This window comes from Enterobacter vonholyi (assembly GCF_040834095.1).
GTDB classification, from domain to species: domain Bacteria; phylum Pseudomonadota; class Gammaproteobacteria; order Enterobacterales; family Enterobacteriaceae; genus Enterobacter; species Enterobacter vonholyi.
Genome location: NZ_CP162152.1, coordinates 2,698,567 through 2,723,392 on the forward strand (window position 1 = coordinate 2,698,567; position 24,826 = coordinate 2,723,392).

24 protein-coding genes are annotated in these 24,826 nt (G+C 54.2%); 6 read left to right on the forward strand and 18 right to left on the reverse strand.

The window, feature by feature from the left end:
• Positions 1-66: 66 nt before the first annotated feature.
• Genes AB3N39_RS12725 through AB3N39_RS12745 form a run of 5 tightly spaced genes read right to left on the reverse strand, consistent with a single transcriptional unit; the run spans position 67 to position 5,291 of the window.
• Complete coding sequence (locus AB3N39_RS12725) at positions 67-1,029, reverse strand: spore coat U domain-containing protein (RefSeq protein ID WP_136195785.1); 963 nt, start codon at positions 1,027-1,029, stop codon at positions 67-69.
• Positions 1,026-3,410: a fimbria/pilus outer membrane usher protein gene (locus tag AB3N39_RS12730; RefSeq protein WP_248174533.1), complete on the reverse strand. Its 2,385-nt coding sequence runs from the start codon at positions 3,408-3,410 to the stop codon at positions 1,026-1,028. Before AB3N39_RS12730 ends, AB3N39_RS12725 begins: the two co-directional genes overlap by 4 nt.
• Complete coding sequence (locus tag AB3N39_RS12735; RefSeq protein WP_133294699.1) at positions 3,386-4,141, reverse strand: molecular chaperone; 756 nt, start codon at positions 4,139-4,141, stop codon at positions 3,386-3,388. Before AB3N39_RS12735 ends, AB3N39_RS12730 begins: the two co-directional genes overlap by 25 nt.
• 16 nt (positions 4,142-4,157) lie before the next feature.
• Positions 4,158-4,706, reverse strand: coding sequence for a spore coat U domain-containing protein (locus tag AB3N39_RS12740; RefSeq protein WP_367896773.1), 549 nt, complete (start codon positions 4,704-4,706; stop codon positions 4,158-4,160).
• A 12-nt stretch (positions 4,707-4,718) separates the two neighbouring features.
• Positions 4,719-5,291, reverse strand: coding sequence for a spore coat protein U domain-containing protein (locus tag AB3N39_RS12745; RefSeq protein WP_111964835.1), 573 nt, complete (start codon positions 5,289-5,291; stop codon positions 4,719-4,721).
• Positions 5,292-5,720: 429 nt separating this feature from the next.
• Here AB3N39_RS12745 and AB3N39_RS12750 point away from each other — a divergent pair, with 429 nt between their 5' ends.
• On the forward strand, positions 5,721-6,986 hold the full coding sequence (locus AB3N39_RS12750) for a dicarboxylate/amino acid:cation symporter (RefSeq protein WP_111964836.1): 1,266 nt from the start codon (positions 5,721-5,723) through the stop codon (positions 6,984-6,986).
• Positions 6,987-7,090: 104 nt separating this feature from the next.
• Here AB3N39_RS12750 and cheW read toward each other — a convergent pair whose 3' ends face one another.
• The 6 genes from cheW to flhD all read right to left on the reverse strand — a co-directional run bounded on the left by cheW (position 7,091) and on the right by flhD (position 12,526).
• A complete protein-coding gene (gene cheW / locus AB3N39_RS12755; RefSeq protein WP_023312262.1) occupies positions 7,091-7,594 on the reverse strand; it encodes a chemotaxis protein CheW in 504 nt (167 codons plus the stop codon).
• A gap of 19 nt (positions 7,595-7,613) precedes the next feature.
• Complete coding sequence (gene cheA / locus AB3N39_RS12760; protein WP_127731482.1) at positions 7,614-9,653, reverse strand: chemotaxis protein CheA; 2,040 nt, start codon at positions 9,651-9,653, stop codon at positions 7,614-7,616.
• Between the two features lie 4 nt (positions 9,654-9,657).
• Entirely contained in the window at positions 9,658-10,587 is a 930-nt protein-coding gene (gene motB, locus AB3N39_RS12765; RefSeq protein WP_028018604.1) for a flagellar motor protein MotB, read from the reverse strand.
• Positions 10,584-11,471 carry a flagellar motor stator protein MotA gene (motA, locus tag AB3N39_RS12770; protein WP_008500417.1) on the reverse strand — a complete coding sequence of 296 codons (888 nt, stop codon included), beginning with the start codon at positions 11,469-11,471 and terminating at the stop codon, positions 10,584-10,586. The genes motB and motA overlap by 4 nt, the downstream gene beginning before the upstream one ends.
• 123 nt (positions 11,472-11,594) lie before the next feature.
• The gene (flhC, locus tag AB3N39_RS12775) at positions 11,595-12,173 is read right to left on the reverse strand and encodes a flagellar transcriptional regulator FlhC (RefSeq protein ID WP_013096051.1); all 579 of its coding nucleotides are present in this window, start codon (positions 12,171-12,173) and stop codon (positions 11,595-11,597) included.
• 2 nt (positions 12,174-12,175) lie between these two features.
• The gene (gene flhD, locus AB3N39_RS12780; protein ID WP_008500415.1) at positions 12,176-12,526 is read right to left on the reverse strand and encodes a flagellar transcriptional regulator FlhD; all 351 of its coding nucleotides are present in this window, start codon (positions 12,524-12,526) and stop codon (positions 12,176-12,178) included.
• Between the two features lie 794 nt (positions 12,527-13,320).
• On the opposite strand from flhD, the gene uspC reads away from it, so the two are divergent.
• Positions 13,321-13,749, forward strand: coding sequence for a universal stress protein UspC (uspC, locus tag AB3N39_RS12785; RefSeq protein WP_133294702.1), 429 nt, complete (start codon positions 13,321-13,323; stop codon positions 13,747-13,749).
• A gap of 15 nt (positions 13,750-13,764) precedes the next feature.
• On the opposite strand, the gene otsA is transcribed toward uspC, so the two are convergent.
• From otsA to araF, 5 genes are all read right to left on the reverse strand, one after another.
• Positions 13,765-15,189 (reverse strand): alpha,alpha-trehalose-phosphate synthase, encoded by a 1,425-nt coding sequence (otsA, locus tag AB3N39_RS12790; protein ID WP_029741334.1) that lies wholly within the window; start codon positions 15,187-15,189, stop codon positions 13,765-13,767.
• Complete coding sequence (otsB, locus tag AB3N39_RS12795; protein ID WP_133294703.1) at positions 15,164-15,967, reverse strand: trehalose-phosphatase; 804 nt, start codon at positions 15,965-15,967, stop codon at positions 15,164-15,166. The genes otsA and otsB overlap by 26 nt, the downstream gene beginning before the upstream one ends.
• A 176-nt stretch (positions 15,968-16,143) precedes the next feature.
• Positions 16,144-17,130 (reverse strand): L-arabinose ABC transporter permease AraH, encoded by a 987-nt coding sequence (gene araH, locus AB3N39_RS12800; protein WP_023312268.1) that lies wholly within the window; start codon positions 17,128-17,130, stop codon positions 16,144-16,146.
• Positions 17,131-17,144: 14 nt separating this feature from the next.
• The gene (gene araG / locus AB3N39_RS12805; RefSeq protein ID WP_127731486.1) at positions 17,145-18,659 is read right to left on the reverse strand and encodes an L-arabinose ABC transporter ATP-binding protein AraG; all 1,515 of its coding nucleotides are present in this window, start codon (positions 18,657-18,659) and stop codon (positions 17,145-17,147) included.
• Positions 18,660-18,730: 71 nt separating this feature from the next.
• Positions 18,731-19,720 (reverse strand): arabinose ABC transporter substrate-binding protein AraF, encoded by a 990-nt coding sequence (gene araF / locus AB3N39_RS12810; RefSeq protein WP_003859687.1) that lies wholly within the window; start codon positions 19,718-19,720, stop codon positions 18,731-18,733.
• Between the two features lie 786 nt (positions 19,721-20,506).
• Between araF and AB3N39_RS12815 the strand changes: the two genes are divergently transcribed.
• The gene (locus AB3N39_RS12815; protein WP_136195790.1) at positions 20,507-21,010 is read left to right on the forward strand and encodes a non-heme ferritin-like protein; all 504 of its coding nucleotides are present in this window, start codon (positions 20,507-20,509) and stop codon (positions 21,008-21,010) included.
• A 591-nt stretch (positions 21,011-21,601) separates the two neighbouring features.
• Positions 21,602-22,945, forward strand: a complete 1,344-nt coding sequence (locus tag AB3N39_RS12820) for an anaerobic C4-dicarboxylate transporter (RefSeq protein ID WP_111964843.1) — start codon at positions 21,602-21,604, stop codon at positions 22,943-22,945.
• Between the two features lie 41 nt (positions 22,946-22,986).
• On the opposite strand, the gene AB3N39_RS12825 is transcribed toward AB3N39_RS12820, so the two are convergent.
• A complete protein-coding gene (locus tag AB3N39_RS12825) occupies positions 22,987-23,238 on the reverse strand; it encodes a DUF2766 family protein (RefSeq protein ID WP_008500405.1) in 252 nt (83 codons plus the stop codon).
• Between the two features lie 107 nt (positions 23,239-23,345).
• Entirely contained in the window at positions 23,346-23,429 is an 84-nt protein-coding gene (azuC, locus tag AB3N39_RS12830) for a stress response protein AzuC (protein ID WP_014884364.1), read from the reverse strand.
• 234 nt (positions 23,430-23,663) lie between these two features.
• Here azuC and yecR point away from each other — a divergent pair, with 234 nt between their 5' ends.
• Together yecR and ftnA are read left to right on the forward strand one after the other, a co-directional pair.
• Positions 23,664-24,002, forward strand: a complete 339-nt coding sequence (yecR, locus tag AB3N39_RS12835; protein WP_023336145.1) for a YecR family lipoprotein — start codon at positions 23,664-23,666, stop codon at positions 24,000-24,002.
• Between the two features lie 204 nt (positions 24,003-24,206).
• The gene (gene ftnA / locus AB3N39_RS12840) at positions 24,207-24,704 is read left to right on the forward strand and encodes a non-heme ferritin (RefSeq protein ID WP_111964846.1); all 498 of its coding nucleotides are present in this window, start codon (positions 24,207-24,209) and stop codon (positions 24,702-24,704) included.
• Positions 24,705-24,826: the final 122 nt, after the last annotated feature.

A 24,826-nucleotide genomic window follows, 5' to 3' on the forward strand; every position in this document is an offset into this window, starting at 1 on the left:
TTTATTAACGGTGTTATCGGCACAGCCCACAGGAACTTTACATTTGCGAAAGGGAAAAGCGCGGGGTTAAAACGCCACGTCGACAATAAGCGTGTCGGTGTAGGTTCCGGCAGGAGGCGTGGCCTGACTGGTCAGGACTTTCGCGGTGTAGTTGTAGGTGCGCAGTAAACCGTCGGCACTTACCTGCGACGACGTCGCGCTGGACCAGCGCTCGCTGCCGCTGCCGCCCCAGCGGTTACCGGTGGCTTCCTTATAGATGTCGTAGCTCATGGCGTTACTGCCGCTCACCATGCGCCGCACGTTGTTCAGCGCGTTGGCACCGTTATTAATGCCGATGGTATACGTACTGCCTTTGGTACAGGTGACGGCAATCGCCTGCGAGACGGTAGGGAAACTTTGCACCAGCGCCGCGCTGTTGAAGTTGACGTCCGGCGTGGTCATGGCGCTGCAGTCGTTGGTGACGGTCATATCTAACAGGATGGTGGTTGTCGCGGTTCCCGTCTGATTGATTGTGCAAGCGCCGAGCGCGCCCACGGAGCAGACGCTGTAGTTAACGCTGAAGGTTAACTGCACCTGATATGGCCCGGCAGTCACGTTTTGCCCGGCGACGGTGCGGAAATAAAGCGGAATGTTGTACTGCTTTGATCCCAGTAACCCCAGCAGGGTATTCCCGCTCCAGGTATACGATTTACTTATCTGTACCTCGCTGCTGCTCGCGCACCCCGATAGCCCGCACAGCCGGGTGGGGATCACGTCGGTGATGGCCGCATTATCCGTGCGTTTCATCGTGGCCCGGCTGCTGCCCGAAACCGATGCCGCGGTGTAGGTCAGCGTTACCGAGTCGCTGGTCAGCAGATTCAACACGGCATCGCAGGCCACCACCAGCGTGCCGGTGGTTTGAACTTCCCCGGTTCCGCTGAGCGCGAACGAAGTGACGCTGCCAAACGACGCATTAACCGTACTGACGGTACACGCCGCCCAGCCGCCGCCGGAGAAAAGCAGCAGGATCAACAGCAGCAGGCGCGTCATGGCTCCTCCCGACAAATCAGCGGCCCGTAGGTTTTTAGCTTGTGCTCCGGATTGGCCCCCACGGTTAGGGTGGCCTTGCAGCGTTTACCGTCAGGTGCAGTCACCTCGAGCGGGTTCACATCGCTGAGATTTTCCAGCCATGCGATGCCGTCATACCCCACCACCGCATTGCTGCGCGAGACCCGTCGGACCTGGCTTCCCACCGGCAGCGCCTGGCCGCGCGCATCATGCAAAATGACGCTTGCCACCCGCTCCTGCTCCATCGGGAAATCGACCAGATAGCCGCTGTGGCGGCGGATCGCTATCCGCCGTTCGGTCTCTTTCAGACGGGTATCCGCCGGCAGATTCAGGGTATCAATCCGGTAGCTTGCCGGATAATACGCCGACACCCCGCTGATCAGCAGGTAGCCGTTATTATTGGTTTTACCGACGGGCTGGTTCTCATAGCTGACGGGCACATCCGGGTGGCCGTCGGTACTGATAACCACAAATGCATCGTTGATCTTATTCGCTGCAAACAGCTCGCCGTCCATCAGCACAATTGCGCCCATCGCCTCGCCCCACCAGGTCATGGTGTCCCTTTCGCCATAGCCGCCGCCCTGCAGCTCTATGTTGTTATTGCGCCAGCCCAGCGTAGCCTGTTGATAATCGCTGGATCTTGACTGGTTGGCCCAGGCCATGTTCCAGCTGAAACCGCCGTCAGAAGGCATAGAGTGGTTGTAGTTAATGCGCTGGGTACTGCCGGCATCCGGGGTATTTTCAACGGTGACGGCAGCGCTGTCGCGTGCCCCCAGCGGCACCTGCAGCGACAGCGCGACCGTCCAGTCTCCCCGCTGCTGGTCCCGGCTGCCGGCCAGGTAAATGCTGCTCGCCCCCCACAGGTTGCGGCTCCAGGAGAGATTGAGCAGTTCGGTTTTTTGACTGTCAAAACTCTCCACCCCAATCCAGGCCGCGCCGATATTTCCATACCGTCCCAGATTGAAGGTCAGAGAATACTGATCCGTATTACGGCTAAAGCTGGCGATGGGCTTATCGTTTTCGTCATACACCGTCGGCTGGTCGTAGAGGGCCAGATTGCCAAAGCCGCGGTCGCGACGCGTGTGTTGAGTGGCGACGCTAAATTCGCTGGTACTGTACTGGTAACCCCAGTTGATTTGCCCGCCCGCATCCCCGCGCATGCGGCTCTGCGAGTAAGAGGTATTTACCACGCCAAACTGGCCGAGTTTTATTACCGTTCCCGCACCACCCAGCGCCAGCTCCTGCGCCCCTTCTGCATGCCCTTCCAGCGTTAGCCAGTCCGTCACCCCGTAGCGATACGAGCCGCTGCCTGCCGCCGAGCCGTAGTCAAAATTCTTGATACCGTAATTACGCCGCAGGCTGCCGAGCGTCACGGCGCCGTCGCTCAGCCCTTGTTTAAGTAAGTCACTGGTGACGTAAAACGGGAGCGTGGTGCTTACCTGGCGTCCCAGCGCATCCGTTGTGACCAGAACCGCATCCCCGGCGCCGTTGATATAGGGTAAATTAGTCAGGGTGAAGGGGCCGGGCTGAAGCTGGGTCGAACCGGAGCGATAGCCGTTGATAAAAAGATCGACCGAGGTGGGTACCGCGGCTTCCCCTGCGAACTCGGGCAGCGGCCATGTCACCAGGTCAGGTCGCAGGGAGAAATCCCGCCCTACGCTTACGCCCCCCATCCGCACGCTGGAGCTCCAGCTCAGGGCATCGCTGATCACGTCCCCGACGCTCCAGCTCATCGCGTCATCTTCGTGAGTGAACAGCAGGGTCGTATCATAGCGGACATACCCTTCCTGCTGGCCGTCATTACCGGTGAAATTTTCCCGCGCGTAACCGGTGGAGGAAAACGAGCCGTTCTCGTTGAAGTAGCGGAACTCATGCCAGAGCGACGCCTGACCGCCGATATGTTCCGTGTGGTTAGTGTAGAGATCGTAATTCAGCAGCGCCCCGCGGCCAAAGTGCGGTTTGGCCTGCGCCGTTTGCCCACTAAAAGACGTCACGCGGGCCGTCACCCAGTCACGGGGCACGGTCAGCAGCAGGCGCTGCGCGGCGCTGTCATACTCGACCCGAACCTGAGCAAGCGAGGAGAGATTCACCTCTCCGGTGGGAACATGCGCCGGGGGCAGCCCCGCGCGCAGCAAATCGGCGCTTGAGATAAAGAAAGCGCCTTTACGCTGCGTCACGGGCACGACCAGACCGGTATCGTAGTGGTTCAGCACGAGGGCAAGCTGGAAAACCGCTTCATCATTTATCGTCTGCGCCTGGGGAGGTGGCGGCAAACTGTCGTCGCCGGGCTCGGCCAGGGTCGCGGAACTGACGCAAAGCAGTATTATCATCGCCGGCTTCAGTTGACGGGCGTCGACTGCCATTGTGCGTCCCTGGCATTAATCTGTGCGCTCATCCGCTCTGGCTGACGAACGCCAGCGGGTATGGGCCAGCTGCGGGTGCTGCCCGGGAGGACGTAACCCAGTAATCCTTCCGCTACCGTGCGTTTCTGCCCTCCCTGCTCCAGCGTCACCTGGCTCAGCCTGACATGGACATCCCCCCGATTTCTGACCTCCAGCACAGGCTGCCCCTCCGCGCGCGTCACACGCCAGCTCAGGTTTTGGGTTTCCGCCAGCGCGTGATGCGCGCCCTCTTTGATGGTTCGGATCCCCTGTCCATACACGAACAGAGGGATGGAGTAACGCATCTGCAATTTGAGGCCGATGGCGGGTTCGGCTTTTGCATCAGGCTGGGGGATTTCATCTACGATAATGCGGTAAGCCTGTTCGACGCCCGCGGGAACCGCAGCCTGTTTGATAAGGCGAATAAGCTGCTTGCTGCCTGTGCCAATCGTGACGATGGGCGGGCTGGCGACCACGTCCTGCTGCGAGGTATATCGCTCGTGTCCGTCCTCCTGCTTCCAGCGCACGATGCGGACCTGCATCGTCGTGGCGCTGTTTCCCTGGTTCTGGATCCACAGTTCAGTGGCGTTGGCGTCCGCAGCAAGCCACGGGTCGATAGGCCAGAGCAGAATGGTGGCTGCCGCCTGCGCCTGGCCGGCAACCGCCATTCCCAACGCGCCCGCCAGACAAACGGGTCTGAAAAATGGCTTCATCAACACTCTCCCTTTATTACCATGACAAGGTCACGGTGAGCTGATCGGAATAGGTTCCCGCCGGGCGAAACCCGGTCAGTAGCGCCACGCCAAAAAGCGGTAGCGCGATGTTATTGCTGTTGGTATAGGTCACCGGTATCGCCTGGTTGACGCCAATTTCACTGTTTGCGGCCAGCGAGCTGCTGCTGTAGAGCCGGTATGGCACCAGCTCTGTTCCACCGGACCGCTTCATGCGGCGAACGGATGAGTAATTCTGCCCGCCATTAATGCTCATGCTCAGCGACACGCCCGGCGTACAGGCGATAGACAACGCCCCGTTTGGCACAAAGCTGGTGCTGACCGGCGCGCTCTCAACGCCGTTATGGCTGCCAAAATCCAGCGTACCGAGAAGCCCTCCGCTACCGGTGGCCACCGCGCATCCTGGAACAATCGTCGCGCTGACCTTAAAGGACTGGGATGTCACCGCATCCGCTGCGGGCATCATGAACAATCCGGCGATCAGCGCGAAAAAAGGCTGCACGATTCCCTCTGCGCGATTGCGCAGACCAGTAAGAGTTGCCTTCATGGCGGTGCAGGACTAATAAGTGACGCTGACGTTTATCGTGTCGGTGTAGGTGCCCGGGACGACCGTCACGCTGTTACCGCCGCCGGTAATCCGTCCGTAGAGGGTGTAACTGTCCACCCCTCCGGCCGTTGAGGCGATCGGCAGCGCGGCATTATTGGCAATCACGCTGTTAAACCCGCTGTCGCTGTACAGGCTGTATGCCACACCCTGAGCCGCGTTGGCGGTGTTAACCAGATAGCGCGCAGGTGTTCCCGGGGTGCCGACAACGGTGCCGGGGGCGGTAGAGTTGGTGTTGCCGGTGATCGCCACCGTATAGCTGGCGGTTGTACATTGAATGGTGAAGGTGTTTCCGCCGCTGGCGCCGGTTAGCTGCGTGGTCAGAGTGGAAAACGTTGCGGGATGGGTGCCGAAATCCAGTGTCCCGAAGTTAATGCCGTTTTGCGTGGGCGATCCGTTTATCAGACAACCATTCGTGAGCGTCAGCGTCGCCCCGATGGTGCCGCTGCTGGTAACGGCCAGCGCCTGATGGACCGTTGTCGCAGTCAGTAAAGTGCCTGCGCAGATCAAAAGGAGTTTTCTTTTCATTTACCACCCTCCAGAAGACGTCTCCGTTCCCTTGCCACGTTTTATTTTTGTCGTTCAAGATGTTAGCCCCGCTTAATGTTCCTCTGAGGGGGTTATTGAGAATTTAGTTTACGGATATCGCTTCGACCACCTGCCCCACAACGCATAAGCCATATGTCTTATTGACTAAATTTTCACATAAATAACAGAGAGTTAAATTAAAACAGGCAGCAATTTTATTATATCTGAAGAGAATATATCCATTAAAGTGTGACGACGATCACAATATATCGTCTGCACATTAACAACAAAATTAATAAAACTTAAAAAGGAGTTGTATCCCCCTACACTTTGCGTCAATTTATGTGCCGAATAATTTCCTGCGTCGTAATAAAAAATTTATATGTATCGACGCGGGCTACATCTGAAGCGCATAGAGGGTCTTTTTTCGTGGCAAGTGCAAACAAACTCACACTCTTCATCGTGATATTCATGCTGGCGGGTATTCTTTCAGGGGCAGCAATTCATGAGTATGCATCTGCGGATGCCATCAAAGCCTGGTCGGATAATATTACCCTTCTGACCGATATTTTCCTCCGTCTGATCAAAATGGTCATTGCACCGTTGGTCTTTAGTACGCTCACCGTTGGCATTATGAAGCTGGGCGAAACTTCCACCATTGGCCGCGTCGGCGGTAAAGCGATGGTGTGGTTTATCAGCTCATCCGTGCTCTCAATTCTGGTCGGACTGTTTATCGTCACGCTGGAGCATCCGGGGAGCGGTCTGAACCTGACGATCCCTACCGAGGCGGTAGATACCGGTCTGGCCGTTGGAGGCATGACGCTGAAAGCGTTCCTGTCGCACACCATTCCAACCAGTATCGCAGGGGCGATGTCAAACAATGAGATCCTGCAGATTGTGGTGTTCTCGATGTTCTTCGGCATTGGCGGCGCGTCGCTGGGACAGAAATTCAACGCCCCGCTGGTGGCCGCGCTGGATGTGGTTTCCCATATCATGCTGAAGGTAACAGGTTACGTGATGTACGTTGCGCCGCTGGCTATTTTCGCGGCGATTTCCTCCGTCATTGCCACGCAGGGTCTGGGCATTCTGCTGAACTACGCCTCGTTTATTGGTGGCTACTATGTTGCCATTCTTCTTACCTGCATGGTGCTGCTGGCCGTGGGTTACATGGTGCTGAAAAAAGAGGTGTTTCGCCTGGTCAGCATGCTGAAAGACCCTGTTCTGGTGGCGTTTACCACCAGCAGCTCTGAAGCCGCCTATCCTAAAACGCTGGAACAGCTGGAGCGCTTTGGCTGCTCGCGCAACATCGCCTCTTTCGTTCTGCCGATTGGCTACTCCTTCAACCTGGTGGGTTCGATGGTGTACTGCTCATTCGCCTCGATGTTTATCGCGCAGGCATACAACATTCACCTCAGCTTCTCTGAAGTGACGGTGCTGATGCTGACTCTGATGCTGGCGTCGAAAGGGATTGCAGGCGTACCGCGTTCTTCCCTGGTGGTGCTGGCAGCAACCATTCCGAGCTTTAATATTCCGGTGGCGGGTATTCTGCTCCTCATGGGGATCGACCACTTCCTGGATATGGGCCGTTCCGCAATTAACGTTCTGGGGAATGGTATTGCGACCGCGATGCTGTCGCAGAATGAAGGTGCGCGGGAAGCGGACGCTGAAGCTGAGCTGGTAAAGCAGGAAGCGTAAGGTGAAAAAAAGGGTGAAGCCTGATGGCTTCACCCCAGCCCTCACCCTGTGGGTGAGGGAGCAAATACAAAAAACGGCAACCTCGGTTGCCGTTTTGCATTTACTTACGCGACGTGACTCGCGGCGATGTCCAGCAGCGCCATCTCATCGCTGTTCAGCAGCTTCTCAATGTTCACCAGAATCAGCATACGCTCGCCGAGCGCGCCCAGTCCGGTCAGATATTCGGTCGACAGCGTGACCGCAAACTCCGGTGCAGGACGAATTTGGTCAGAGGTCAGAGAAAGCACATCAGATACGCCATCCACCACGATACCTACCACGCGCTGCCCCAGATTCAGAACGATCACCACGGTGTTGTCGTCGTAGTCAACGTCGCCCTGGCTGAACTTCACGCGCAGGTCCACGATTGGCACAATGACGCCACGCAGGTTAGTGACACCTTTAATAAACGCAGGCGTGTTAGCGATGCGGGTAACCTGGTCGTAACCACGGATTTCCTGCACTTTCAGGATATCGATGCCGTACTCCTCATCGCCTAAAGTGAATACCAGGAATTCCTGCCCTGATGGCTCGCCCGCCAGTTTCGTTACATTACTCATACCGGTCATGTTATTACCTTCTACTTAATCAGGCGGCTGTGTACGCCACACGTTGTTCACGATTTAATCCCTGAAGCGCCGACACGTCGACGATCAGCGCCACGCTACCATCACCCAGAATGGTGGCGGCAGAAATACCCGGCACTTTGCGGTAGTTGCTTTCGAGGTTCTTCACCACCACCTGGTGCTGACCAATCAGCTGATCGACCAGCAGCGCGTAGCGGCGGCCCGCGCTTTGCAGGATCACAACGATGCCCTGCGTGGCCTCGGTCTTCGCCCCGTCCACTTCGAACACTTTCCACAGTTCCACCAGCGGCAGGTACTCACCGCGCACTTCGAGGACGCGCTCGCCGCCCGCCAGCGGATGCAGATCTTCTTCACGCGGCTGCAGGGATTCCATCACGGCGTTCAGCGGCAGGATAAAGACTTCGTCCGCCACTTTGACCGACATCCCGTCGAGGATCGCCAGCGTCAGCGGCAGCAGGATGCGAATGGTGGTGCCGGACCCCTGTTTAGACTGGATCTCAACGTGGCCGCCCATCTCCTGGATGTTACGTTTCACCACGTCCATGCCAACGCCGCGTCCGGAGACGTCGGTCACCTGCTCCGCGGTAGAGAAGCCCGGCGCGAAGATCAGCATGCCCACTTCTTCGTCGGTCATGTTTTCATTGACCGCCATCCCCTGCGAAATCGCTTTTGCCAGGATGCGCTCGCGGTTAAGACCCGCGCCGTCGTCGGTCACTTCGATGCAGATGTTTCCGCCCTGGTGTTCCGCAGAGAGGATCAGGTTTCCGACCGGGGATTTACCGGCGGCAATGCGGTTTTCCGGCAGTTCGATCCCGTGGTCGAGGCTGTTACGCACCAGGTGCGTTAACGGGTCAATAATGCGCTCGATCAGGCTCTTATCCAGTTCGGTTGAGCTGCCCATCAGGGTCAGTTCAATTTGTTTGTTCAGCTTGCTGGCAAGGTCGCGGACCAGACGCGGGAAGCGGCTGAAGACATATTCCATCGGCATCATACGGATGGACATGACCGATTCCTGCAGGTCGCGGGCGTTACGCTGCAGCTGACCCATGCTGGTAATCAGGTCGCCGTGCGTGACCGGATCCAGTTCGTTAGAACGTTGCGCCAGCATCGACTGGGTGATCACCAGTTCGCCAACCAGGTTAATCAGCTGGTCAACCTTCTCAACGGCAACGCGGATACTGGTTGACTCGCTGGAGCGAGCGGCAGGTTTCTCACCACGTCCACCGGGTGCCGCAGCCTCTTTTGGTACGGCCTTCAGCGCCGGGGCCGCAGGTGCCACAGCCGGTGCGGCGGCCTGAGCCACAACAGCCACCTCTTCCGCAGCGGCAGGGGCGTCAACCGCAGCAGTTTCGGTTTCGAAGGCAATCTGGTCAGCTTCAATCACGAAGCACAACACTGCTACGATATCGTCCTGGCCAATACCGTCATCAAGCGTCGCGGCCAGGCTGTCTTTGCCTTTTACCACGTTGCTTAACTTCGCCAGGTTGCCCAGCTCTTCTTCCAGCAGGTTAACTTCATTCTCTTTGAGGCGTGACAGCACAACGCGCAGTTTTCCCGCCTGTGCAGCGGCTGGCGCGGCCTCATCGACAGCAACCGCATCGACAACGCTCAGTTTCGCCGCAGGGACAACGGCTGCAGCGACCTCACCTTTTGCTTCCAGGGCGAGCTGGCGCAGCGCATTGCAGATATATTCAAAGCTGGCGGCATCAGGCTCTGCCGAACTTTTATAGGCGTCGAGCTGTTCCTGCATAATATCTTTGGTTTCCAAAAACAGGTTGATAATGTCGGTATTGAGCTGCATCTCACCGCGTCGTGCTTCATCAAGCAGGTTTTCCATTAAATGGGTCGTTTCCTGCAGGATGGTAAATCCAAACGTTCCGGCTCCGCCTTTAATCGAGTGCGCCGCACGGAAGATGGCATTGAGCTGCTCGGAGTCCGGTGCTTCGGGCACCAAATCGAGCAAGTGTTGCTCCATATCGGCCAACAATTCGTCGGCTTCATCAAAGAATGTCTGGTAAAAATCGCTAATATCCATGCTCACGCTATCACCTCGGATTGGCTGGTGGCGATGTTGGAACGGCAGCCGAAGGAACGGCCCCAGGCTGTTTTAAATCGTCCAGTGACTCATTCTGACTTTCGGCGTTTTCATGCAGGATGGCCTGCTCCGCCTGCTGGTTCAGCACTAAAAGACTGATACGACGGTTGATGGCATCATCCGGCCCGCGGTCGGAAACGCGCATGGTTGCGGCCATGCCGACTACGCGCAGTACCTTGCCATCATCAAGCCCACCTGCCACCAGCTCGCGACGCGAGGCGTTGGCACGATCGGCAGAAAGCTCCCAGTTGCTGTATCCCTTCTCCCCACTGGCGTACGGGAAATCATCCGTGTGTCCTGACAGGCTGATTCGGTTAGGAATGCCGTTCAGCACCGGTGCAATGGCACGCAGAATGTCGCGCATATACGGTTCGACTTCCGCACTCCCGGTTTTAAACATGGGGCGGTTCTGGCTGTCGATAATCTGAATACGCAGCCCTTCCTGCACCAGGTCGATCTTCAGATGCGGGCGCAGCGCGCGCAGTTTCGGATCTGCTTCAATCAGCTGATCGAGATCGCCACGCAGTTTCTTCAGGCGCGCCTGCTCCATCTTTCTTTTCAGCTCGTCGATGTTCGGCTCTTTTTTCACCTCACCCTTCTGCTGGGTGTAATCATCGCCGCCGCCCGGGATCGGGCTGTCGCTGTTAGAGATACGCGGCCCGCCGGCTACCGCCGTTGCCAGCGGCGTGCGGAAATATTCGGCAATCTGGATCAGTTCTTTTGGGCTGGAGATGGAGATCAGCCACATCACCAGAAAGAACGCCATCATTGCCGTCATAAAGTCGGCGTACGCAATTTTCCACGAGCCGTGTGCGCCATGCCCGCCGCCCTTGTGCTTGCGTTTTTTTACGATGACGATCGGATGGGACTGGTTTTTCATGCGTCCTCAGTTGTCGTCTGTTGGTTTGGGTTTTTCACCGCACGCACGTGTTCTTCAAGCTCGATAAACGACGGACGCTCGCTGGAGTAAAGCGTTTTACGGCCAAACTCAACCGCGATCGGTGGCGCGTAACCGTTGAGGTTAGAGAGCAGCGTAATCTTCACGCACTGCATCATTTTGGTGGTTTCGGCGCTCTTCTGGCGCAGAACGCTTGCCAGCGGAGAGATGAAGCCGTACGCCAGCAAAATACCGAGGAAGGTTCCCACCATCGCGTGGGCAATCAGCGCACCGAGCTCGGCTGCCGGACGGTCTGCCGAGGCCAGGGCGTGAACCACCCCCATCACCGCTGCAACGATACCGAATGCCGGAAGCGAGTCGCCGACCAGCGCCAGGCTATTGGCCGGCACTTCTGATTCGCTTTCGTGGGTTTCGATCTCTTCGTCCATCAGCGCTTCGATTTCGAAGGTATTCATGTTGCCGCTGATGATCAGTCGCAGATAGTCGACGATGAAATCCAGCATCATGGCGTCAGCAAGAATGCGCGGATAGCTGGCAAAAATTTCGCTCTCTTTCGGGTTTTCGATATCCCGTTCAAGCGAGAACATGCCCTGCTGACGCGACTTCGCCATCAGGCGATAGAGCAGTGCCAGCAGATCCATATACATGCTTTTCGTGTATTTCGAGCGACGGAACAGCAACGGAATTGCTTTCAGCGTGCCCTTAATCGATTTACCGTTGTTACCAACGATAAAAGCCCCTACCCCTGCGCCGCCGATGATAATAAGTTCAGCCGGTTGATAGAGTGCTCCAAGGTGCCCGCCGGTCATCATGTAACCGCCGAAAACTGTACCGAGAACTACCAGGTAACCTAATAAGATAAGCACGACATCATCCTTCCGCTAGTGACTATGGCAAGGATGTCCAGCTCGCAGCGTTGACCGATTGCGGGGTAAAAAAAAGCAGCGGTAATTGCTTACCGCTGCTGGAATCTTTCCCACACGTTCGGGTTAAACAGCCTGTTCGATCTGTTCATCCAGCAGTTGTGGAATAATATCGGCAGCATCCCGGGAAAGTTTACGTCTTTTTACTGCGCGGGATGGAGGCTGACATAAACTACAGGCGAAGCTGCCTGCAGGTTGATGAGCATGGGTAATAAAATTGCCATCGCAGCAGTTGCAGCGCGACAGTTCAAGCATTCCGCTCTCAACAAAACGCACCAGCGTCCATGCGCGGGTCAGCGCCAGCAGAGGGCCTTCTTCCTGCTGTGGGCATTGTTCAAGGTAAAGTTTGTATGCTTTGATCACGGCGTCAACGCCGCTACACAAACCGGTTTTGAGAAGATACTGCCAGGCATTACAGAACATGGAAGCGTGAATATTCTGCTCCCACGTCATAAACCAGTCGGTAGAAAACGGCAGCATGCCTTTCGGCGGGGGACTACCACGTAACTCTTTGTACAGTTTGATGAGACGACCACGGCTCAGCTGAGTCTCGCTTTCCAGCATTTGTAAACGAGCACCCAGTGTAATCAGCTCCATGGCCAACTGTATGTCACGCGCTTCCTGAACAATGCTTTTCTCGCTCATTGCTAGGCCCTTTTCTTACGGGCTACGTCATCAGGCTGGCTGATTTCGTTAAGCAAGCGAGTGGAGAGAAGAATACCGGTATGGATCTGTTGAAGATCGTCCACACGGGACTCCTGCGTCAGACGCGTTATTGTCTGTGAATCATCGAAACGGAACTGGCAAACCAGTTGATTCGTTTCAGCCAGTTTAACCATCTGCGGGAGGGTTAAGCCGCCCAGCATGGTTGCCATTTCTTCGTTAATACCCAGACGAAACATCGCGGACGCCTTGTCCTGACTAATCAAACGCTGCGCGAGCAGTAAATACGACAAATTGATGTCATAGATATGTTTTAGCAACTCGGATGTATGCATTGTTCCCATCCCGAATAACCAACTATTATTTTTATGCGGAAAGACCGCACCCCGTGATGTCGCCGGGAAATCACCCGGTATAAAAAAGAAAAGGCTAAATGCATAGTTGAATTTAGGTTTGTATTCACTGAAACCGTAAGAGAGAAACCGCGAATGCGTCTCTTACATGATTTATCATTTCTTACAAATAACTAAGATTTTTCCTAATTCGACGCAAACTCTACTCGTCAGTTTTGCCACATACAATCCAGCTACCCTCAAATTTAAAAAAAATGTGATCTGCGTCACACAATTTAAGTGAATATGACCCATAAATCCATCAGTATGACTTGTAATTTGCTCACTTATTAGCCAATTGGAACTATTTTGTATTCTTAAATGACGAATACTCATGCAGATGGCTTAAAAGAACTGGCACGTTACATGCTTGCTCTGTCATGAACCTCTGTCTGAAACATTCACGCCAGTTGACTCTGCGTAAAACATTTTTCTTACCGTGAAAAAACAGAGAGTTATGAGGGCAGTCTCAAAACACTGTTTCACACTGAAATTATTAGAAATGACTTTGTAACGCTTAAGAAGGATTAAACATTGAAAACATGCATTTGTGTGATGTTCGTTAAGTTGTTAATTTTTTTCATTTAGGCGCATTTTTCAGTTATTCTTCTTATAAGAATAATTAATGAATAATTATGATAAGCTTCACACTAATGTCGCATTCAGCTCTTGCAGAAGTGGAGATTTCGCGGTAAAGGTGGTTAAACGCTGTCTTTCAGACATCTAAGGAGTGCGCCATGAGTTACTCCCATCTTCTTGTTTCCGTAGCAGTTTCTCCCGAAAGCCATCAGCTCGTCGCCAGAGCCGTTTCCATTGCCAGGCCCCACAATGCCCGCATCAGCCTTATTACACTGGCCGCAGAGCCTGAGATGTATAATCAGCTGGCTGCCCCCATGCTGGAGGATATTCGTGAGGTTCTGCAGGAAGAAACGCAGCAATTTCTGCGTGAATTAGTGGAAAAGGCACAATATCCGGTTTATGAGACAATTATTGCGACCGGGGAGCTTAACGCCCATATTCTCGACATGTGTCACAAACAAAATATTGATTTAGTGATTTGCGGGAATCATAACCACAGCTTTTTTTCGCGCGCAGCCTGCGCGGCGAAATCTATTGTCGCATCAAGCCAGGTCGATGTTCTGTTAGTGCCGCTTGGGGGGAATTAACCCCCCAGCGGAAAATCAGGCAAGTTTAGGGAAGGTCGCGATCTTTTTTTGCAGATCGCCTTCATGGCTTTGCGGAGCGATGTCCCGGAGATCCTGAATAAAACGCGCCTGCCAGTGGTTAATGTCGTTCTTCCGGATCGTCTCCATCATGTCGGCATGGCGGGAAATACGTTCCGTGAGCGGCATTGTCAGGGCACGATTCAGCGCGTTAGCCACGTCATCCCTGTCGTAAGGGTTAACAATAAGCGCAGACGTGAGCTCATTTGCAGCCCCGGCAAACTGGGAAAGCACCAGAACCCCCGGGTCGGCAGGATCCTGGGCCGCCACATACTCTTTCGCCACCAGGTTCATCCCGTCGCGCAGCGGCGTGACCAGCCCAACGTCCGCATAGCGGAAAACCTTCATCAGGATCTTACGGTCAAAGTGCTGATTCAGGTAAAAGAGCGGCGTCCAGCCCAGCTGGCCGTAGCGGCCATTTATGCGCCCTGCCTCTGTTTCCAGCTGGTGGCGAATATCCTGATAGGCCTGAACCTCACCGCGCGACGTCGGCGCGATCTGGGTATAGCGGATTTTACCGTGGTGCTGCGGATATTTATCCAGCAGCGTTTCATACGCCAGGAAGCGTTCCGGCAGCCCTTTGGAATAATCAAGGCGCTCAACCGAGAAGATATTTTTCACGTGCTTAAGTTCATTCTTAAGCTGCGCAAGCTTCGGCGGCAGCGGACCTGAGGCCTGCTCCGCGATCTCGTCTGGTTCAATTCCTATTGGATACACCTCGGTGTGGAAGGTTTTGCCCCAGGCCGTGTGAGTTTTTCCGCCTTTTGTCACCAGACGGGCTTTCCCTGATACGGAGTCAAGGAATGCCAGGCGGTCATTTTCCGTCTGGAAGCCAAGCAAATCGTAGTCACACAGCGCCTCCAGCAGCTCTTCATGCGGCGGCAGCGCGGTAAAAATTTCCGGCGTCGGAAAAGGAATGTGCAGGAAGAAGCCAATCCGGTTATTCACCCCCCTCTTTCGCAGCTCTCTCGCGAAGGGTAGCAGGTGATAATCGTGGATCCATAAAATATCGTCTTCTTCTATTAATGGCAGCAGTTTATCCGCCAGCAGCGCATTCACGCGCGAGTAGCCTTCGAAGGATTCACGCTGAAATTTGACCAAGTCAAGACGATAGTGAAACGCGGGCCACAGGACGGCATTCGAGAACTGCGAGTAATACTCGTCATAGTCTTTCTCTTTTAATGCAAATGAAGCCCACGTAATGTTTCCGCGCGTCACCTTTTTAAGCGGCTTCTCTTCTTCACTGATTTCCCCACTCCAGCCAAACCACAGCCCGCCAGCGGCTTTCAAGGCACCTAACACCCCTACCGCCAGGCCACCTGCACTGGCTTTTTTGTCATCAGGCGGTGCGATTCGGTTAGAGACGACGACTAAGCGACCCATAATGGTTTCCCCCTTTGCTTTGCGCTATTTGTTGTTGTTGCTGGTTAGCGATGTCAGATATCCACTGCCAGACGCTGGCGACATCCGCCAGTCGCCATTCGGCAACGGTGTCACCAGGCCCCACCTTGACGGCGATACCTCCGGCCTGATTCACCACGCGAAACCCGGCCTCATCGGTCAGGTCATCCCCTAAGAAAACAGGCGTCCGGCCCTTAAATGGTGCCTCCGCCATAAATGCGGCGATGGCTGAACCTTTATTAATCCCCTTCGGTTTTAACTCGACTACGCATTTGCCCGGCTGCAGCGCCAGCAGTGGATGCGCATCCGCAACCGTATGAGCAAGCGCGAGCACGGCATCTTCGTGCTGCGGCGCCTGACGATAATGCAGGGCAAAGGCCATGCCTTTGGCTTCCAGCTCGGTGCCGGGCAGTACGGCCAGCGCTGCAGAGAGCTGCTTATGCAGCGTTTGCGTGAGTGCGTCGGGGAGTGAAACGATATGCGTGTGATCATGGATGTCGCGGCGCTCCGCTCCGTGTACACCGGCCAGCGGAAAGTGGTAAGGACTGGCGAGCATATCCAGCTCGGCCATTGAGCGCCCTGATATCAATGCCAGTGCTCCCTCGTTCATGAGCGAGAGCTGATGCAAATCCTGTAACACCGCCTCCGGAATAGACACCTGATCGGGGTGCGGTTTTATCCCGGCGAGCGTGCCGTCGAGATCAAAAAAGAAAGCATAATGTCCGGGCAGTACAGGCGGTGCGGTTAACATGTCAGCCACCCTTTTCCTCCTTACGGTTTACGAGAGGTAAACGCCTTTACCTCTTTCATAGCCATGTAAGTATAGACAGTGTGACGTGGCTCGCCATTTGACAACCGCCCCGCCAGTTTTACTGGCGGGGCGGTTCAGGGGTCAACTATGGTTATAAGTTGAGCAATAAAAGACGGAAAAAAGGATTACACGGTACGCTTCGCTTTTTGCTTGTAACGGTCGAAAATCACCGCTGCCAGCAGGATCAGGCCACGGACCACGTACTGAGAGAACGGCGAAATATTCAGCAGGTTCATGGCGTTCTCCACCGTGCCTAAAATCAGGATACCGGCCACAACATATGAGATTTTTCCGATGCCTCCCTTGAGGGAAACGCCCCCTAAAACGCAGGCCGAAATGACGATCAGCTCATAACCGATAGAGGTCATCGGCTGGCCGCTGGTCATACGCGAAGCAAGAATAATCCCCGCGGCGGCAGAAACCAGCCCTGAGAGCACAAAGATAATAATCTTGGTTCGCACCACCGGTACCCCTGCCAGGCGTGCCGCCTCTTCATTACCGCCGATCGCCAGCGTGTTACGGCCAAAGGTGGTTCGGTTGAGCAGGAAGCCGAACAGGATCAGGCAGGCCACGGTCAGCCAGATAGGCGCGGGCAGACCCAGCCAGTTGGCGTAACCCAGGGTAAAGAAGCGCTCGTCTTCAATCCCCACGGCTTTACCGTCGGAGATGATGTAGGCCAGCCCGCGGACAATTTGCATTGTCGCAAGCGTGGTTATCAGGGCGTTAATCTTCAGGCGAGCGATAACAAAACCGTTCACCAGACCGCTGATGACGCCGAGCAGCAGTCCGGCCAGGACGCCAATCCACAGGCTCTCCGTCATGTTGATTACCACGGCCGTCGTGACGCCCGCACAGGCAATCACCGACGCCACCGACAGGTCAAAATCGCCGGAGGCCAGACAGAACAGCATACCGCAGGCCACCATCCCGGACATGGAAATAGCTAGCCCCAGTCCCTTCATATTAATGAAGGTGGCAAAATTAGGGACGAAAATAGCACAGGCGAGGAACAGCGCGGCAAAGACGACCAGCATGCCGTACTGATCCCAGATACGCCCAAAACTCAGCGCCGATTTCGATTTCGGCGCCCCGGATGTAGTAACAGAGGACATCATTAACTCCTTACTCAGGCGACAGCCTGGCTGACTTTAGGCATGGCGAGGTTCAACGCCTGTTGTTCATTCGCCTGTTCATGAAGTAATTCACCGGCAATTTCGCCTTCACGCATCACCACAATGCGGTCGGCCACGCCAAGCACCTCCGGCAGATCGCTGGAGGCGAAGAGCACCGCCACGCCGCGCTTTGCCAGTTCATAGATCACGTTATAGATCTCGTGTTTTGCCCCCACATCGATACCGCGCGTCGGCTCGTCCAGCAAAATCACCTTCATATCCTCCGACAGCCAGCGGCCTAAAATGGCTTTCTGCTGATTTCCGCCGGAAAGATTCATGATCAGCTGTTCCGGACCCGGCGTTTTGATATTCAGCGAGCGAATATGGTGGTCGGCGTTGCTCGACTCCCAGCTATCGTTTATCAGGCAGCCTGCGCGAATAAACTTGCGGCGAGCGGAAATATTGATGTTGTCGCGTACCGAATGCACCGGAATGATCCCCTCTGCTTTACGGTCTTCCGGGCAGAGCATCATGCCCGCCCCGATCGCGTGGGCCGGTTTCTGAATATCTACCCGTTCGCCGTCAATGGAGACCTGGCCATCGGTAATACGGGTACCGCCGAACAGACCTTTCATCAATTCGCTGCGCCCCGCCCCCACCAGACCAAACAGGCCGACGATTTCACCGCTGCGAACGGATAACGAAATCGGTGTTCTGACGCCCGGCGCTTTGACGTTATCCAGGCGCAGGCGTTCCGGGCCGTACGGGCGCGGCTGCCAGTGATAAATATCGCCCAGATCGCGTCCGACCATTGCCTGAACCAGCTGGTCATGGTTCACCTGCGCCATGTCGGTAAAGGTGCGCACATAGCGTCCATCTTTAAACACGGTGATGGCATCGCTCAGGGCAAAAATCTCTTCCATTCGGTGCGAAACGTACAGGATCGTACGCCCTTCCTGACGCAATTCGCGGATCACGCGGAACAGATTTTCGATTTCACGCTTAGAGAGCGAACTGGTGGGTTCATCAAAGGCAATAATTCTGGCGTTACGCGCCAGCGCCTTGGCAATTTCAACCATCTGCCACTGGCCGATGGAGAGATATTTCAGCGGCGTCTGGGGATCGACGTCCAGACCCAGGTGTTTAAGCTGCAGCCCCGCTTCATAATTGAGTAGCGAACGATTCACCACGCCGCCTTTATGCGGGAGCTGTCCTAGATAGATATTTTCCGCCACGGTCATCTCGGGAATGAGGTGCAGCTCCTGGTAGATGATCGCCACCCCGGCATTGAGCGCCGCCGTGGTATCGGCAAACGCCATCTCTTCGCCGCGAATGGCCAGCGTGCCGGTCGTGGGCGCGTAGTTGCCGCTGAGGATCTTCAACAGCGTGGATTTACCCGCGCCGTTTTCCCCCATCAGGGCGTGAACCTGGCCGGCATAGCAGTCGAAGCTGATATCGGTCAGCGCGTTCACACCGGGGAAGGTTTTCCCGATGCCGCGAAAAGAGAGATACGGATCAGACTGTTGCATAACGTCTCCGTGATTCCTGTAGTGTGTACGTCTGGCCCCTCACGATGTATGAGGGGCGCAATCACAGCGTATTACTTACCGCCCAGTCCTTTTTTCGCCAGCTCCTCTTTGAAGTTGTCGCGGGTGATCAGCACCACGTCGGTCACTTCGGTAAATTTCGGCGGTTCGGCCCCTTTGGTGACCCAGTTGTAGAGCATCTCACTGGATTTGTAGCCGTGAACGTCCGGGCTTGGCAGCAGAGAACCGTAGAAACCGGTAGCCTGCGCTTTGGACAGCTCGCTGACGGCGTCAACGCCGTTGATGCCAATCCCGATCACGTCAGGCGCTTTGAAGCCCTGGCCTTCCGTCGCACGAACCCCGCCCAGCACGGTGTTGTCGTTCATGCCGACCACCAGCCAGTGTTTGACCTCCGGATGCTGGACGAGCATAGAGTTCGCGGCGTCGAAAGCGCCTGGGATATCGTTGGATTTGGTTGGGACCTTATAGATCTGTTTTTCCGGGAAGCCGGCTGCTTTTAGCGCATCCATTGAACCGGTAGTACGACGACGTGCGGTGTCCAGCTCGTCAGCCGTGATAGCCATCACCGCGGTCTCTTTGACATCCCAGCCGCGCTTTTGCATCTCTTTATAGAGCTCCTGGCCCTGGCGTTCGCCAATTTTTGTCGCCGCCATCATGACCAGCGGGACGGTATCCATCGGCTTGCCTTTAGCGTTGACGAACTGATCGTCAACCGCGATGACCTTCATGTCGTAACCGCGCGCCTTCGCCGCAATCGCCGATCCCAGCTTTGGATCAGGGGTACAGATAACGAAACCTTTTGCACCGCTGGCCGCAAGGCTGTCGATGGCGTTCAGGGTTTTTTCGCCGTCAGGCACGGCGATTTTAATGACTTCAAAACCTAAATCTTTCCCGGCTTTATCTGCGAATTTCCACTCAGTCTGGAACCAGGGCTCTTCGGGCTGTTTTACCAAAAAACCGAGTTTTAAATTCTCAGCGATAGCGGATTGTGACATAACGGCAGCCAGACCGATGGCCGCCAGCGCTTTAGTAAATTTGTGCATGGTAAACTCCAGCTTTAGCATTCTTTTCTGTAGGGAATAAGTGCGTGCTTCTTATTTAATCGGACTTAAAACAAGGCATTAGCGCTTACCTCGTCATAAGCGTTATTGCTGGTGATAGTTTTAGCGGGAAATTAATCATCCATAAGAGAGCCCCATCACACCGCAGAATTACAGTAATTGCGTACATAAATTCAGCGAAAAATGACATAAAAAAGACAGGATTTGTCAGACAAATAGAAGGGGGTTAAGCAGAATTATCCATAAGATTAGCCAAGATATCCCTGATGCCCATCAGCGGGCAAAACGGCACCTGGCGTTAAACGGGTTCAACATGTTTTTCATCACGAATGTACAATGCACCTGAAAAACGTTATTCCGCAGAATTTGATTTAGCGCAATTTTATTGACACATCATATATTCGAAACGATTAAACCGTATTTCTGTTTTTCACGGAGTAATATTCCAACTTAATATTTTGAAAGAGTAACAGTGTGTCACCTCAGCAAAAAACCTTAATATTTAGACACTTAAAAAGCACTCACTTCATGGCGAGCTAATTGCTTTTCTGTACTATATTAAGCTTTGTAATGTATGGTAAACACAGCCTAATTAAGAGTTTTCTTAGACCACAGACAAGGGTATGCTTATTTATATCGAACACAGGAAGTGTATTTCGGTCGACTTCGGTCACGGCAGAATGTGTATTTCTGCTCTTTTCTTCATATTTGCCTGACGCTCAGGTTAAGCAACGGACATCACGTCCCACAGTCAATAAGGATATGAGTATGGCTACCCAAACGATGATGCAAAAACTTAACGCGCAGATGAACCTGGAGTTCTACGCCTCGAATCTGCACCTTCACTTAAGTGCGTGGTGTGCCGAGAATAGCCTTACGGGGTCTGCCACCTTCTTTCGCTCGCAGGCGCAAAGTAACGTCACCCATATGATGCGTGTCTTTAACTTTCTGAAAGCCGCAGGGGCAAATCCTGTCGTCAAAGCCCTTGATGGGATCAACGAAAACTACTCTTGCCTGGAAGAACTCTTCCAGAAAACGCTTGAAGAGTACGAGCAACGCTGCAGCACGCTCAGCAAACTGGCCGATGAAGCCAAAGCGCAGCAGGACATTACGACGCTCAGATTCTTACGCGATATGGGTAAAGAACAGCAGCAGGATGGCATGCTGCTGAAGACGCTGGCGGATGAGATCCATCACGCGCAGCAGGCGGGTTTATGTCCTGAGCAGACAGACCGTCATCTGCTCGACATTGTGTCGGTGCAGCAACACTGAGTTTTTTAATCTGCTCCAACCGGGCTGAGGGTTTCCCAAGAATTTATTAACCTGAAGCGATGAATTTTGTTTCAGGCAAGTGAATAACTGACAGCGATGTCCTGGTCCGGCTGTAAATCGCCGAAGCGTTTCCGTAAGGCCGGGGCGAGGCGCAGGGATGCGCCGAGAGGGTGTGGCCTGCAGGGATGCAGGCTCATGCCCGACCCGATAGCCTGAAGGAATAAGCTGAGGGCACCGCGAAGCGGCGATTTACCGCCGGGAGCCCGGGTCGCCAGGGCGGCGGCGATTGAGCCGCCCTGGCACGTTCACCGGTCATGTCGTTAAAGAGTAGCAAGGAACATGAAGTGAACGGAATGACCACCACAGCCGTATGTTCCCCCTCACCCCAGCCCTCTCCCTCAAGGGAGAGGGAGTCGTCCGTGCAGGCATTGTTTTGTGGGGATCCCTCCTCCCACCTGAGGCAGGATTCCTTTTCCCATCTCCAACCATCTGCTTTTGCTGAAATTTAACAAATCAGATCTGGCTCCCAATGATTAACCACACAACGTGTGATGATTTATTTAGTTACATAATCATTGACGAGGGAGCATCATGATCACCATTGAGTTTGTTGTCATTCTCCTCTGCCTGCTGACGGGTACGCGTTTCGGCGGAATGGGGCTTGGGTTAATCAGCGGTATTGGTCTTTTTATTTTATGTTTTGTCTTTGGTCTGCAGCCGGGTAAACCGCCGGTTGACGTTATGCTGACCATCCTTGCGGTGATTGGCTGTGCCGCTACCCTGCAAACGGCGGGCGGTCTCAACGTCATGATGCAGTTTGCTGAACGTCTTCTGCGCAAACACCCGCAGCACATCACCCTGCTCGCCCCTTTCACCACCTGGATGCTAACCTTTCTGTGCGGCACCGGGCATGTGGTCTACACCATGTTCCCCATCATTGCGGATATCGCCCTGAAAAAAGGGATCCGCCCGGAGCGCCCTATGGCCGTGGCATCGGTCGCGTCGCAGATGGCGATCACGGCCTCCCCCGTTTCCGTTGCCGTCGTGTCGCTGGTCTCCATCCTGGCGGCCCAGCATGGGCTCGGCCACGCGTGGGGGATCCTGGAAATACTTGCCGTCTCGGTTCCCGCTTCACTTTTTGGCGTGGCCATAGCGGCCCTGTGGAGCTTACGCCGCGGGAAAGATTTGGCAGACGACATGGAGTTTCAGGAAAAGCTGAAAGATCCTAAGCAGCGAGAATTTATCTACGGCGGAACGGAGACGTTAATGAATCAACGTTTTCCTAAACAGGCCTACTGGTCCACGTGGATTTTCTTTGCCGGTATTGCCGTGGTCGTTTTGCTGGGGGCATTCCCTGAATTGCGCCCTGCCTTTGAAGTGAAAGGTAAAATGACGGCGCTGTCGATGAACCTTGTCATTCAGATGATGATGTTAATTGCGGGCGCGGTGATGCTGATGGCCTGCAAGGTCAATGCGTCGGCCATTTCCAACGGCGCGGTGTTCAAAGCCGGTATGGTCGCGATCTTCTCGGTGTTCGGCGTGGCGTGGATGAGCGATACTTTTTTTCAGGCACATCTCGAGGAGTTAAAGCTGGCGCTGGAAGGCGTGGTGAAAAGCCACCCGTGGACGTATGCCATTGTACTGTTTCTGGTGTCAAAACTGGTGAACAGCCAGGCGGCGGCGCTGACGGCCGTTGCGCCTATGGGCCTCATGCTGGGCATCGACCCGAAAATGCTGATCGCCTTTTTCCCGGCATCATACGGCTATTTTGTGCTGCCAACCTATCCAAGTGATTTGGCCTGCATCGGCTTTGACCGGTCAGGCACGACCCGCATCGGGAAATTCATAATCAACCACAGCTTCATTTTGCCAGGGCTGATTGGGGTGAGCTGCGCGTGCGCGGCGAGCTACCTGCTGGTCCAGACGTTCTTCTGACAGCATCAAAGGGCGACACGTACCGTCGCCCATTTCCCTGCTTAGTGGGATTCACCCTGCGGCGTGAATCGCAGCTCGATCAGCGCGATGGCTTTCTGGATCGCACGAAGCGTTACCGGATCAGCGGCAGCAGGATGGCTGGCGAAATCGATGTTTTTGAGCTGGGTAGACATCTTCTCGCGCACTTCAACCGGCGCAATCACGTCCAGAACATCAAGGATTTGTTTGATAACCAGCTGACAGGCGACAACGTCAGAGACCAGTTCCTGATCGGCGCTCAGGTTTTGTGACATGGGGCTTTCTCCTTATTTAAAGGCCGCCATATTAGCAAAACACGCCCCCTGACATCTCCCCTTCAACGCCTGCAGGTATAAAAAAACCTGCCGAAGCAGGTTTTTTATCAGAACATGGCGCCCGGCGGCACGTCTTTGAACGTGCGGCAGTAATTGGCCCACATGCTTTTCAGGATTTTGCGCAGTTTCACGATGAGGCTCCATTAACTTGTTATACAACTTTATTGTCAACGTGCCTATAATATGACCACTGTCACAAAAATCAATATTTTTGTGACATGCATCACAATTTAATCCGCATGTGGCCTGACAGCGTTAATCCCGGACCCGTTGCAAAGAGTGAGGGCAGATTGTCCGGCTATTCCAGGCATTGCAGCGGGCATCTGCGGGTACGATAACGTATTTCCATCCACTCAGAGCGAACCATGAAAAGAGTCATTGTAGCCGGCACAATCCTGCTGCTCGCGGGGTGTAGTATTAACCGCCAGGCTGAAGTCAGTAGTCTCGATGCCCCAAACGGAATCGTCCGCCTCGACTACGGCCAGGCAGCGCTGCAAAATGCATATTCCGATGAGTATGTGAATAACGGCACGGCGGCAAAAGCGTGTCAGAGCATGGGGTATGCTACCGCCTCAGCCTATGGTCAGCCCATTAAAACCTGTACCCTGACAAGCGGTTCTCTGTGCCTGAACGAGAGCGTGACTATCCAGTACAAATGTATGGGTTACGCCGTTAATCCTAAGTCAAATAATCCGTGGTATTAATCGAAGCTGCCAGCGTGTGCTGGCAGTTTATTTCATTACGAACAAAAATAATTCTCATTAATACATTATAAAAATCGCCAATGCGTTTTATTCCCATTCGTATTTTGAATAAATAAAATAATAATTTTACGTTTTGCAAATAATTAAATAACAAATTATAGTGTCGCTCATTGTGGACCAGAAATAATAATCCGGAGCGTCACCATGCTGAAAACTGAAATGATCGACAAGCTCAACGCACAAATGAATCTTGAGCTTTTTTCATCCCTGCTCTACCAGCAGATGAGCGCCTGGTGCAGCTACCACAGCTTCGAAGGTGCGGCCGCGTTTCTGCGTCGTCACGCTCAGGAAGAGATGACCCACATGCAGCGTCTGTTTGATTATCTGACAGATACGGGCAGCCTGCCGCGCATTGACACCGTGGCCTCACCGTTTGCTGAGTATAATTCTCTCGATGAACTGTTCCGCGCCACCTACGAGCACGAGCAGCTGATCACCCAGAAAATTAACGAACTGGTTCATGCTGCGATGACCAGCCAGGATTATCCAACCTTTAATTTCCTGCAGTGGTACGTCGCTGAACAACACGAAGAAGAGAAGCTGTTTAAATCCGTGCTGGATAAATTATCGCTGGTGGGGAAATCCGGTGAAGGTCTTTACTTTATTGATAAAGAACTTTCCACTCTCGATACTCAGAATTAATTTCAGCGCGGTGCCGGTTTCCGGCACCGCGTTAATTTACCTTCCCTCCCCCGCATCGAAATACCCATTTTATTCCCTGTACGCCCTGTTTACGTTACGCCTGAGCGTCGCCCCACGTCATA